This window comes from Micromonospora sp. NPDC004704, assembly GCF_053601675.1.
In genome coordinates this window covers 94,207-105,657 of sequence record NZ_JBSGCD010000018.1, presented here as the reverse complement: position 1 = coordinate 105,657, position 11,451 = coordinate 94,207, and the positions used below count along the sequence as shown (strand labels likewise).

Sequence of the window (11,451 nt, the reverse complement as noted above, 5' to 3'; positions counted from 1 at the left end):
CCTGTTTATGCTTCGCGCGGCCGTTCCGATCTTGGGGGGTCGCGAACGAAGGAAGGCTCAACCATGCGTGTAGCTCGCGTACTCGTGCCCATCGCCATCGCCGGCACGTTGCTCGCCGGCTGCGGCGGACAGGCCGACAGCGGCTCCCAGGCCGCGCCGGCTGCCGCTGCCACCACCGTGCCCGACGGCAACGGCGTCGCGGCGCTGACGGCGGACGAGATCAGGACGAAGGCGGTCGCCGCTGCGGAAAAGGCGGGATCGTTCCAGGTCAAGGGGGAGTCCGAGAGCGACGGTGACACGCTGGCCGTCGACCTGACCTTCAACGGCGAGGACCTCGTCGGCTCGATCGGCACCGGCGGCAGCACCATCCACCTGCTCCGGGTCGCCGGCCAGCCGTACTTCAAGGCAAACGCCCAGTTCTGGACCGAGAACGGTGGCCCGCAGGGTCCGGCCATCGCCCCGCTGCTGGGGGACAGGTGGGTGAAGATCAAGCCGGACGATCCGACCCTCGGCGAGGTTTTCAAGACCGCCAAGATCAGCGAGCTGATCAAGCCCGACGGAGCGGTCACCAAGGGCGAGATCAAGACCATCGACGCCGGACCGGCGATCGCGCTCATCGACGGCTCCGACCAGATCCTGTACGTGGCGGCGACCGGCGAGCCGTACCCGCTGCTCCTGGGGAGCGCCGGGTCCACGAGTCAGGTCGTGTTCAGCGGATACGGATCGACCTTCGAGATCAAGGCGCCCGCCGCGAGCGAGGTCATCGACTTCGACAAGATCACGGCAGGCGGGTGACCCGTCGGAGGTAGGCGCCCCGGCACTCGCGTCTCCGATCTTGTCCGACGCATCGGTTAGCCTGTGCGGGTGCAGGTGGCGGTGTTGCGGAGCGGGTCCGATGGCTGACGCCGACGATGTCCGTCGGCTGGCGCTGGCGCTGCCGCAGGTGGTCGAGATCGACAGCGCCGGTTTCGACTTCCGGGTCGCCAACCAGGGTTTCGTCTGGTCCTACCCCGAGCGCATACCCGGCAAGCCACGCGTGATCCGTACCGACGTCGCCGTGCTGTACGTCGGCGACGAAGCGGAGAAGCAGGCGTTGCTCCTCGGCGAGCCCGAGATCTTCTTCACCACACCCGGGTACGACGGTCTGCCCCTGGTGATGCTGCGGCTGGTGCGGGTGGACGTCGACCGCCTGACGGAACTCGTCACCGATGCCTGGCGCATGCGTGCCCCGGCGTCGATCGCCGGCGACCTGGATGAGGGCGCCGCTGCTTCGACGCCGGGACGGCGACGCTGAGGCGACCCTGACGCCACCCTGACCACCCGGTGCGACTGTCGCCCCGGGCCGCAGAGCGCGGCTCGGGAGACAGGGAGCAGACGTCATGAGGATATCGGGAAAGCGCAGGCTGCTGGTGGTTCCGGCGTTGGCGGCGCTGGTGCTCGCGTCGATGGTGGTGGGCCGCGCGGACGCGGCGGTCGGGCCGGTCGGGGCGGTCGCCGATCAGGCCCTTCTGGAGCCCGGGGACGTCTACCGGTGCGAGGGCAAGACGCAGCTACGCGCCGCGGTGTTGACCAAGATCGCACCCACGACGATCGGCGAGACCGGCGGCGTCTTCGTACCGCTGACGGACGCGTCCATCGCGGTCGCCGGGCCGGCGGCTGCCGCCAGCACCGACCAGGTGATCGTGACCTTCACCGGCGAGGCGCTGCTGACCGGCCAGCCCAACGTCCTGGCCCCCGTCGTCGACGCGCTGCAGGTCCGCATCCTGGTGAACGGAGCGCCGCTACCGCCGGGCGCGGTCGTCTTCACCACCGACGCCGGACAGTCCGACGCCCTGCAGGCGTGCGCGACAGTGACCGGACCCGGCCCGCACGTGGTGACCGTCCAGTGGCGGCTGTTCGACTTCGCGAGCAACAGTGCGCTGACCGGGACGCTGCGTACCTGGGAGCTGCACGTCGAGCAGAACGACTGACACGCGTCGCGGGATAGGACCTCCGCGTGGCGGATGACCCGGCACTCTGCCGGGGCATCCGCCACGAGCGTCCGCTGCACCACGGATCCTTCACCCGGCTCAGGACGGCACCACCGCGCTGCCATCGGTGACCGTCACGGCTGGCCGTCCACCGTGACCGAGACGTGGCCGGGCGCGGACTCGACGTCGATGCTCCGGCCACGGAAACGCAGCCCCCGCAGGGTGACCCGGCCCGGTGCCGGCTGCGGCGAGATGATCGGACTGCCGGCCGGCTGTGGACGCATCCCGGACCTAGCCGCCGGGTCCGGGACGTTCGACGCGGGCGGGGTTGCCGCGTACGAGCCCGTCGTGGATGCGCCAGCGGGCGGAGGTGACCGCGCGTTCCGCCAGCTCGTCGCCGTGCTCGATCCGCTCCCGCAACAACCGGATGGCGGTACGCCGGTTGAGGCTGAACTGCCGTTCGGTGTCGACCACCACGACGATGCCCGAGGGGCGGTGGATCGCCCGTACCGCCGTACTGGCCTTGTTCCGGTGCTGCCCGCCGGGGCCGCCGGTACGGCAGGCGACGATGTCGACATCCGCCTCGGTGAACGTCGTGTGCGGGGTGTCGACCCGGCACGGTTGGGCGGTGACGTACCAGTTCTTGCGGCCGGTGCTGGTCCGGTAGGGGCTGGGAGCCTGCCAGCACAGGGTGCCGGTCCAGGCGGCGGCGAACGCCTCGGCGCCGGCCCCGGCGATCCGGACCAGGACCGACTGGTACGTGTCGGGCCGGTCGCCGGGTACGACCTCGATCCGACGGACCTCCAGGTTCTGCCGGGTGGCGTCGGATTCCAGCCGGCGCAGTAACCGGCCCAGGGCCCAGGCACACTCCTGCGGACCACGTCCGGCGGACAGCAGCAGGTGGACGCTCACGACCGGCCACCTCCGCGTCGGTGGTCCCGACGGTCGCGGCGGGTCGTGGACCCGAGGTCCGGCGTCTTGTACGTGACCAGGGGAACCGTGGTCGCCACCGGCGTGGCCAGGTCGTGGTCGACGAGGTCGGCGATCACCTGCTCGATCCGCTTGTACGCCGTCGGTGCCTCCTCGAAGAGCAGTTGGCGGTCCCCGCACACCACCAGCGATCCCACCGGCGTACGCCGCAGCTCCTCGACCGTGTGCTTGGCCCGGCCGCGACGCAGGGCGTCGGCCCGCGACATCTTGCGGCCGGCGCCGTGCGCCACCGAATGGTTCGCCTCCGGCCCGGCATGGGCGGCCACGAGGTACGAGGGGGTGCCCCGGGTACCGGCGATCAGCACGTCCCGGCCGTCACCCGGTGCCGCACCCTTGCGGTGCAGGTAGACCCCGTCGCGGTGCTCGACCAGGTTGTGGCACTGGTCGACGATCGGCTCGGTCGGCTCGGCACCCAGGGCGTGGGCGACCCGGGCGGCCATCAGCCGCCGGTTGAGCGCGCCCCAGCGTACGGCGTCGTCGTGCATCGCCAGGTAGGTGGCGGGATCGGGGGCGGGACCGGCACCGTGGACCGAGGTGTGTGCGCGCAGGATCTGCTCGCCCAGTCCCCGGGATCCGCTGTGGACGATGAGGACCAGGTCGTCGGCGGTGAGGCCGAGACGGTCCGCGTGGTCCGGCTCGAAGACGGTCCCGATCCGGGCCAGTTCGACGAAGTGGTTGCCCCGGCCGACCGTGCCGAGACCCTCGACGTGACCGGAGGGGATGTCACCCCGGACAACGGACCAGGCCGGATCGTCGGCGTCGGCCTCGGGGTCCAGCGCCCGGTCCAGGTCGGGGAACCGGGCGGCGAGCTTCGCCGGTACGGCACGCTTGAGCCTGATCGGGAACACGGCGATGCCGCACCCGATGTCGGATCCGACCAGGAACGGGTACAGCACGGTCGACGCCATGGCGGCGCCGATCGGGGCGCCCTTGCCGGGGTGCAGGTCCGGCATGGCGGCGACGTGGATCATTCCGTCGAAGGCGGCCACCTGGTGGCACTGTGCGACGGCATCGGACTCGATCCAACTCGTGGACGACGCGAACACGGTTACGGTGGCCGAACCCGTGGCCGGGGTCGACGGCGGCAGGGACCCCTGCCGGGAGGGTGACGCGGACACAGACGCTCTCTTCACTGAAAAAGGGTGTGGGCGGACGGCATCACGGCGCGGGCCGGCGCGGTGGGGCCTCGGAATCACTGGGTGCTGTCCGTCAGAACGTCATGCCCACCACGGTCCCCGAGTCGGCCGCGCGCGGCAACCGGTTTTCGACGGGGTCCGCCCGCGCCGGGACGTCGTGGTGGCGGGCGGTGCCGATACGGTACGGAGATGCTGACCCGTCCGGCGGACGAGGATCAACTGCGTGACCTCGTCCGGTCGTGTGACTGGCTGATGCGAGTCCTCGTGACGGTTCGCGGGAGCGGGCTGCCGGACGCGTGGGTCGGAGCGGGCACGATCCGTGACCTCGTCTGGGGCGAGTGTTATGGCTCGGGCTTCCGTCCGGAGCAGGTACGGGACCTGGACGTCGCATACTTCGACCCCGGCAACCTCGGCCGCGAGGGCGACGACCATGCGACCGGCGAACTGCGTCGTGCCTGGCCGCAGGTGCCGTGGGAAGCCCGCAACCAGGCCGCCGTCCACACCTGGTACAGCCGGAAGTTCGGCGGTGATCCGGTCAGCCCGTTCCGGAACATCGCCGATGCGGTCGGCACCTGGCCCGAGACCGCCACCTCGGTAGCGGTTCGTCTGGTCGCTGCGGAGGCGATCGAGGTCTGCGCCCCGGTCGGGCTGTCCGATCTGCTGGCAGGTGTGTGGCGGCGCAATCCTCGACGGGTCAGCCTGGAGGTCTCCCGTGCCAGGCTGGCCCGCCATCGTCCCGCGCAGCGATGGCCGGCGGTACGGATCATCCCGCCAGGCTGAGCAGCACCGGTCGGGGGCCTACCGCTGTGTCGCGGCCGTCTTGTCGTACGCGGTCTGGTGGCGGCGGATTTCGGCGTGGTGGTCGGCGGACCAGGCGGCCAGCGCCAGCACGGTGGAGAGCAACGAGGTGCCGAGTTCGGTGAGGGCGTACTCGACCCGTGGCGGAACCTCGGGGTAGGAGGTCCGGTTGACCAGCCCGGTCCGCTGCAGGTGTTTCAGGGTCAGCGTGAGCATGCGCTGGGAGATGCCGGGGATCGCGTCGGCGAGGTCCGAGTAGCGGGTGGGGCCGTCGGCGAGGGTGCCGATGATCAGCACGCTCCACTTGTCGCCGACGAGGTCCAGGACCTCACGGATGAAGTCGGCGTCCTCGTCGTTCCAGTGCGCACAGGGCCCCGGAACGGCCCGCACGTTCGCCCGGACGTTGGTACGTCGCCGCCGGAGTTCCCCCGCGCCCATGGTCGCCGCCTGTTCGTCAGTCGGTTGCTACGCACATGAATGTGCCTTTTGTGGCTCTCCGATACTAATGCATGATGGGGCTACGAACAGGAAGTAAGAAATGAATGGAGGAGGGGCGTCATGAAGATCGAATTCTGGTCGGACATCGTCTGCCCGTACTGCGGGCTGATGGACCACCGGCTGCACCTGGCCCTGGACCGGTTTCCGTACGGCGACCGGGTGCAGGTGGTCCACCGGTCCATCCAGTTGCATCCCGACCTGCCGCGCGAGGGCGTCAGCCAACGGAAGTTGATCGAGATGGTCGGGGCACCCCCGACGACGGTCGACCGGGTCCTGCGGCCGATCGAACGGGCCGCCGAGGCGGAGGGACTGACGCCCTACCGGGCGGTCGAACGTACGCTCGGCCCGACCGACCTGGCCCACGAGCTGCTCGCGTACGCCACCGAACGGGGCCGGGGCAACGAGGTCTGGACGGCGATGTTCCGCGCGCACTTCGGCCAGGCCCGCAAGCTGTGGACCGTGCACGAGGTCCTCGACTTCGCCGCCGAGGTGGGCCTGGACCGGGCCGAGGCGGCCGAGGCACTGCGTGACCGCCGCTACCGGGGCAGGGTGGCGGCCGACCAGCGACAGGCCGAGCGACTGGGTGCCAGCGGGGCGCCGTTCCTCGTGTTCGACGGCCGTGTCGCCGTACCCGGGGCCATCGGTACCGACGATCTGCTGTCGGTGATCGGCAAGGCGTGGGACGGGAGCCATCCCACGCCGCAGCCGGTGCCGGTCGTCGGCGGCACCGAGGGCATGTGTACCCCGGACGGCTGCACGGCACCGGCCCCCGATGCCAGCTGACCGCGGCGTGCCCGGTTCACGAGCATCCCCCGAGGCACTGAGGCCACGAGAGGATCTCCCCACGTCGGCGACCGGTACGCGCGTCACTGTCCGGTCAGTACCCGGTCCATCACCGCGGCCAAGCGGTCCGGCTGCTCGAACATGGCCCGGTGCCCGGCCGTCTCGAAGACGTCCAGGTGCTTTCGCGGCGCCCGCAGCCGCTCGTACCACTGGTCGAAGACCGTCGCCAGGCCGCGCATCTCGTGCCCGCCCTGCACGAAGTACACCGGTACGTCGAGTCGCGGTACGTCGCGGCGCAGGTCGACGTGCTGCATCCGGGGGTACAGGGCATTCCAGGTGTCGAGGACCCCGTTCATCATGTGGATCTTCTGCAGCAGCGTGTACTCGGGGACGTCGAGGCCGAAACCGGTGGCGCCCTTCGCGTTGGGGCCGTGGTCGTAGTCGTACGCCCGTGGTGCGTACGTCATGATCGGTTCGTAGAGGTACACGTCCTCGTACGGCGGTGGACCCTGGTCGGTGAGTTGCCGGGTGAGGGCGTCGTGGCCCGTCTCGCGCGCCCAGACGAGGATGTCGTCGTAGAACAGCCGGTCGCTGGTCGCGAGGTCGACCGCCTGACCGGTGCCGATGTACGCGTGGTACTTGTCCGGCCGGCGCTGCACCGCGAGCACGCTGATGATCGAACCGCCGGAGTGTCCCAGCAGGTAGATCCTGTCCTGACCGAACCGGTCCCGCAGGTAGTCGGTGACGGCGAGGGTGTCGGTGACCGCCCCGTCCAGGGTGACCGTACCGGTGGGTTCCAGCGCCGGGTAGGAGGAGCCGCCGCCTCGCCGGTCCAGGGTGACCACCACGAAGCGCCGTTCCAGTGCGCCGAGATGCAGGCGCATCGAACCGATCTCGGTGCCGCCCGGCGCGCCGGGGACGAACAGCAGCACCGGCGCCCCGGCGTCGACCCCACGGATCATCATCCCGAGCCGGTACGGACCCACATCGACGAGGGCCAGTTCGGCGACGCCGCCCGGACCCGGTATCGGCGCCGTCCGGGCCGGCACGGACACGGCCACCGTGGCCGCGACCAGGGCAGCGGTCAGCACGGCGGTACCGGCCCGGCGGATCCGGGTCCCCCTGCGGCGCGGGTGGGCTGCCCCGACCGGCACCTGCCGGCGACGGCGGGCGAGGCCCGCCCCGTAGGCGGCGCCGAGCACGAGCGGCAGGACCGACAGCACACCGTGCACACCCCGACCGGCGAGCAGGGCGATGATGCCGAACGGGCTCGCGTGTGGTGCGTCCACGGACGGCCCCCGTACCCCGATCCGGGTCAGTTCCAGTGCCACCACGAAGGTCGCGGTGGCGGCGAGCATCGCCCACCGCGAACGGCTCCACCAGCCGGCGGCCAGCCCGACCGCGACGCTGATCCCGACCGACCACAGCGCCTGGGTGTTGGTCAGCGGCCCGCGCGGTGTCCACCGGGCCGCCGCGATGCCCCAGGCCGTCCCGGCGGCCACCACCGTGGCCATCCGCCACAGTTCTCTTCGTGTCATGGGCCGAGGGTGGCCCGGCGGAGTCCCCCACGCATCGGCCGGGGGTCGGGTCGGGCACCCTGCACCGGATCGGGTCCGACCACGACTTTGGTAGGTCCCGCCCGGTGATTCGACCTCGTAGGCTGCGCACATGTCGGCCCTGCTCTTCGCCCTGCTCGTGCCCGAGTCCGCGGGCGGCAGCCGATCGGCGCGACGCGATCGGCTGGCCGACGCCATCGCGATCGGGCTGGCCTGCGGCTACGGCGCGCTGATGGTGCCACTGGGCGACGCGACGGCACCCGGGGCGGCCCTGCCCTGGCCGGTCGACGTCGGGATCGGCACGCTGTGCGCGTTCGCCCTGGCGGTACGTCGACGCTGGCCGCTCGGGCTCGCGCTGGTGCTCCTGCCGTTCGGCGCGGTGTCCGTCATGGCCACCGGTGCGATCACCGTCGCGCTGTTCACTGTCGCGATCCGATGCCGGGCACGGGTGGTGTTCCTGCTCGGCGCCGTGAACGTCCTCACCGGTGTGGCGTACTTCCTGTTGCAGGACCATCCTCCGTACCCGTTGTGGGTCGACATCGTGATGCGGGTGGTGATCAGCGTCGCCGCCGCGGGCTGGGGGCTGTTCGTGCAGGCGTACCGGGGGCTGACCCGGTCGTTGCGCGAGCACGCGTCCCGCGTGGGGGCCGAACAGCACCTGCGCGTCGAGCAGGCGCGGCTGACCGAACGGGCCCGGATCGCCCGTGAGATGCACGACGTCCTCGCCCACCGGATGTCACTGGTCAGCCTGCACGCCGGGGCCCTGGAGGTACGTACGGACGCGAGGCCGGAGGAGGTGGCCCTCGCCGCGGGGGCGATCCGGGCCAGCGCGCACGAGGCGCTGCAGGAGTTGCGGACCGTCGTCGGGGTGCTCCGGGAGGGCGCGGCGGGACGGCCCGAGCCGCCGCAGCCCGGCCTCGCCGACCTACCCGACCTGGTGGAGAGCGGACGCGTGACGGGGATGACGATCCACTACTCCTGCCGGGTGACCCCGGTCGGACCGTCCATGGTCCTCGGCCGTACGGCGTACCGGTTCGTGCAGGAGGGGCTGACCAACGCCCGGAAGCACGCGCCCGGAGCGGCGGTCGAGGTGCAGGTAGCCGGGACCGCCGGTGAGGAGTTGCGGATCACGATCACGAACCCCTGCGCCGGTCCGTCCGGGCGGCCGGCCATACCGGGGGCGGGGATGGGGCTCGTCGGCCTGGGTGAGCGGGTCGCGCTGGCGGGCGGCCGGGTGGAGTACGGCGTCGACCGCGACACGTTCCGGCTCCGGGCATGGCTGCCGTGGCCGGCCTGAGGCGGGACCGGCCGATTCGGCTGGCGATCGTCGACGACGACCCACTGGTACGGGCGGGGCTCCGGATCCTGCTGGGCGGCTCGCCGGACATCGAGGTGGTCGCCGAGGCCGGCGACGGCGCCGGGGCGGTGTTGCTGGTCGACGCCCACTGGCCGGACGTGATCCTGATGGACATCCGGATGCCCAGGGTCGACGGCCTGACTGCCACCCAACGCATCCGGGGCCGGCCGTCGCCGCCGCAGGTGATCGTCCTGACCACCTTCAACGCCGACGAGTACGTCCTGGCGGCGCTGCGCGGCGGGGCCAGCGGCTTCCTGCTCAAGGACACCCCGCCGCACGACATCATCGACGCGGTCCGCACCGTCGCGGCGGGTGCGGCCAGCCTGTCCCCGGCTGTCATCCGGCAACTCATCGACCACGTCGCCGACCCGTCGGCGGGGTCGCGGCGCGACCGGGCCCGTACCCTCCTGGCCGCGCTCACCGACCGCGAGCACGAGGTGGCCGTCGCGCTCGGGCGCGGGGTGTCGAACGCGGAGATCGGTGCCGCGCTGGGCATGAGCGTGCCCACGGTGAAGGGTCACGTCTCCCGGCTGCTGGCCAAGCTGGAGCTCAACAACCGCGTCCAGGTCGCGCTGCTCATCCACGACGCCGAACTGCTTCGGTAGGAGCACCGCCGGTACCCGGTCTCGTCCCGGGATCCGAGCCCGGACGGCTGGCACCAGGCTGGCCGTCCGGCCACCCTATGCCCCGCTACGGTCGATTACTGACATGTAGGGGCATTCCGGAGAATCTCCGCGCAAACGTACTTTACCCTCTAATCGACACATCAAAGTCTTCGCTTATCGGGTTCGGGGGCAAGAAGGTGAATGGCGGCAGCAGTCTGCGCGCGTTACGCCGTAGCTGGTGGTTGGTGCTGGTGGCGGTGATCTCCGGACTGGGGATCGCGGGCGTGGTCACCACCAGGGAGGTGCCCCAGTACGTGACCACCACGACGTTCTTCGTCACCACCCCGGGCAAGGGCACCACCGACGTGATGCAGGGCAGCACCTTCTCCCGGGAGCGGATCAAGTCGTACGTGGACCTGGTCCGGGGCGACCGGTTGGCTGGCATGGTCGCCGGCGAGCACCCGATGGGACTCTCCGTCCAGCAGATCCAGGAGCGGATCACCGCCCAGGCGGTACGCGACACCGTGCTGTTGACCGTGACCATCACCGACGTGGACCAGGCCCGGTCGGAACGGCTCGCCCATGCCGTACTCGGTGAGTTCACGGCCCTCGTCGAGACCCTCGAAGGGTCACCGGGCGCCGACTCCCCGGCGGTGAAGCTGGAGGTCATCGCCGGCCCGACCCCGGTCACGGTGACCTCGCGACCGTTGCGCAACCTCGGGCTCGGCCTGCTGGCGGGCCTGTTGGTGGGGCTGGCGGCGGCGATGCTCCGGGAGACGCTGGACAAGACGGTCAGGACGTCCGGGATGTTGCTCGAGACGACCGGTGCGCCGGTCCTGGCGGTCGTCCCGCACCAGGGCTCGATGGCCAGGAAACCCGCGCTGCTGCGGGGCGGGTCCACGCCGGGGGCGGAATCGTTCCGGCAACTGCGTACGAACCTGCGCTGCGTCGATCCCTCGGTGCGGATTCTGGCCGTGACGAGTGCCATTCCCGGCGAGGGCAGGTCGATCACGGCCGCGAACCTCGCCGTCATGGTCGCCGAGACGGGCTCCCGGGTCCTGCTCCTGGAGGCGGACCTGCGCCGCCCCCGGATCGCGAACTACCTCAAGTTGCCGGGCAGGACCGGCCTGTCCGACGTGCTCGCCGGTCGGATCGAGGTGTCCGACGCGCTACAGCAGTGGGGAAAGCACCCCCTGTGGGTGCTGCCCTGCGGTGCCACTCCGTCGAACCCGAGCGAACTGCTCGGCTCGGGCAAGATGGCCACGCTCCTGGAGAGCGAGCGGTGGAACTTCGACCTGATCGTGATCGACACGCCGGCACTGCTGCCGCTGACCGACGGCGCCGTCGTGGCCCAGGCGGCCGACGGCGTGATCCTGGTGGCACGGGCGAACATGACCGGGCAGGAAGAGGTACGGGCCGCGTCAGCCGCACTGCGGACGGTTCACGCGCAGGTCGTGGGCTGCGTGCTCAACGACGTGGGGCGTCGCGACGTCGGTTTGGCGTACCGCTACGGGGTGGGCGTACGGATCGGTGTCAGGTCGCGTGCCGCGGGCGAGGTGCTGCCGTTGCCGGAGGCCGCCCAGGCACCCGGTCAGGCACCCGACCGGGCCGGAACCTGGTGGCAGGGCACGGCTCCGTCGGACGGGCGCCGTCCGGTCGAGGCGGGTGTCAAGGGCGCGGGTGACCCGGGCGCCGAGGGTCCGCGTACCTCCGCGCGCTGAGCCCCACCGCTCCCGCTCGATCAGACCGACCGCTACC

General features: G+C 71.3%; 13 protein-coding genes. 8 read left to right on the top strand and 5 right to left on the bottom strand.

Annotation, left to right across the window (positions count from 1 at the left end):
- The first annotated feature begins 63 nt into the window (after positions 1-63).
- The 3 genes from ACWEFB_RS23605 (at position 64) to ACWEFB_RS23595 (ending at position 1,970) form a co-directional block, all read left to right on the top strand.
- Complete coding sequence (locus ACWEFB_RS23605) at positions 64-795, top strand: hypothetical protein (RefSeq protein ID WP_452288664.1); 732 nt, start codon at positions 64-66, stop codon at positions 793-795.
- A 100-nt stretch (positions 796-895) separates the two neighbouring features.
- The gene (locus ACWEFB_RS23600; protein WP_452288662.1) at positions 896-1,294 is read left to right on the top strand and encodes an MmcQ/YjbR family DNA-binding protein; all 399 of its coding nucleotides are present in this window, start codon (positions 896-898) and stop codon (positions 1,292-1,294) included.
- 85 nt (positions 1,295-1,379) lie between these two features.
- Positions 1,380-1,970: a hypothetical protein gene (locus ACWEFB_RS23595; protein WP_452288660.1), complete on the top strand. Its 591-nt coding sequence runs from the start codon at positions 1,380-1,382 to the stop codon at positions 1,968-1,970.
- A 134-nt stretch (positions 1,971-2,104) separates the two neighbouring features.
- On the opposite strand, the gene ACWEFB_RS23590 is transcribed toward ACWEFB_RS23595, so the two are convergent.
- From ACWEFB_RS23590 to ACWEFB_RS23580, 3 genes are read right to left on the bottom strand one after another with little or no spacing between them, the layout of a single operon-like run.
- Positions 2,105-2,254 (bottom strand): hypothetical protein, encoded by a 150-nt coding sequence (locus ACWEFB_RS23590; RefSeq protein ID WP_326557553.1) that lies wholly within the window; start codon positions 2,252-2,254, stop codon positions 2,105-2,107.
- Positions 2,255-2,261: 7 nt separating this feature from the next.
- Entirely contained in the window at positions 2,262-2,882 is a 621-nt protein-coding gene (gene prfH, locus ACWEFB_RS23585) for a peptide chain release factor H (RefSeq protein WP_452288658.1), read from the bottom strand.
- Positions 2,879-4,078 carry an RNA ligase RtcB family protein gene (locus tag ACWEFB_RS23580; RefSeq protein WP_452288698.1) on the bottom strand — a complete coding sequence of 400 codons (1,200 nt, stop codon included), beginning with the start codon at positions 4,076-4,078 and terminating at the stop codon, positions 2,879-2,881. The genes prfH and ACWEFB_RS23580 overlap by 4 nt, the downstream gene beginning before the upstream one ends.
- 207 nt (positions 4,079-4,285) lie before the next feature.
- On the opposite strand from ACWEFB_RS23580, the gene ACWEFB_RS23575 reads away from it, so the two are divergent.
- Positions 4,286-4,876, top strand: coding sequence for a nucleotidyltransferase family protein (locus ACWEFB_RS23575; protein ID WP_452288656.1), 591 nt, complete (start codon positions 4,286-4,288; stop codon positions 4,874-4,876).
- Between the two features lie 18 nt (positions 4,877-4,894).
- Here the strand turns inward: ACWEFB_RS23575 and ACWEFB_RS23570 are convergent, their stop codons facing one another.
- Positions 4,895-5,332 (bottom strand): winged helix-turn-helix transcriptional regulator, encoded by a 438-nt coding sequence (locus tag ACWEFB_RS23570; protein ID WP_452288654.1) that lies wholly within the window; start codon positions 5,330-5,332, stop codon positions 4,895-4,897.
- 120 nt (positions 5,333-5,452) lie between these two features.
- Here ACWEFB_RS23570 and ACWEFB_RS23565 point away from each other — a divergent pair, with 120 nt between their 5' ends.
- Complete coding sequence (locus ACWEFB_RS23565) at positions 5,453-6,175, top strand: DsbA family oxidoreductase (RefSeq protein WP_452288652.1); 723 nt, start codon at positions 5,453-5,455, stop codon at positions 6,173-6,175.
- Between the two features lie 83 nt (positions 6,176-6,258).
- On the opposite strand, the gene ACWEFB_RS23560 is transcribed toward ACWEFB_RS23565, so the two are convergent.
- Positions 6,259-7,713, bottom strand: coding sequence for an alpha/beta fold hydrolase (locus ACWEFB_RS23560; protein WP_452288650.1), 1,455 nt, complete (start codon positions 7,711-7,713; stop codon positions 6,259-6,261).
- Between the two features lie 130 nt (positions 7,714-7,843).
- On the opposite strand from ACWEFB_RS23560, the gene ACWEFB_RS23555 reads away from it, so the two are divergent.
- The 3 genes from ACWEFB_RS23555 to ACWEFB_RS23545 all read left to right on the top strand — a co-directional run bounded on the left by ACWEFB_RS23555 (position 7,844) and on the right by ACWEFB_RS23545 (position 11,414).
- Positions 7,844-9,028, top strand: a complete 1,185-nt coding sequence (locus tag ACWEFB_RS23555; protein ID WP_452288648.1) for a sensor histidine kinase — start codon at positions 7,844-7,846, stop codon at positions 9,026-9,028.
- Entirely contained in the window at positions 9,007-9,693 is a 687-nt protein-coding gene (locus ACWEFB_RS23550) for a response regulator (RefSeq protein ID WP_452288646.1), read from the top strand. The genes ACWEFB_RS23555 and ACWEFB_RS23550 overlap by 22 nt, the downstream gene beginning before the upstream one ends.
- 197 nt (positions 9,694-9,890) lie before the next feature.
- Positions 9,891-11,414: a polysaccharide biosynthesis tyrosine autokinase gene (locus ACWEFB_RS23545; protein WP_452288644.1), complete on the top strand. Its 1,524-nt coding sequence runs from the start codon at positions 9,891-9,893 to the stop codon at positions 11,412-11,414.
- Positions 11,415-11,451 lie beyond the last annotated feature (37 nt).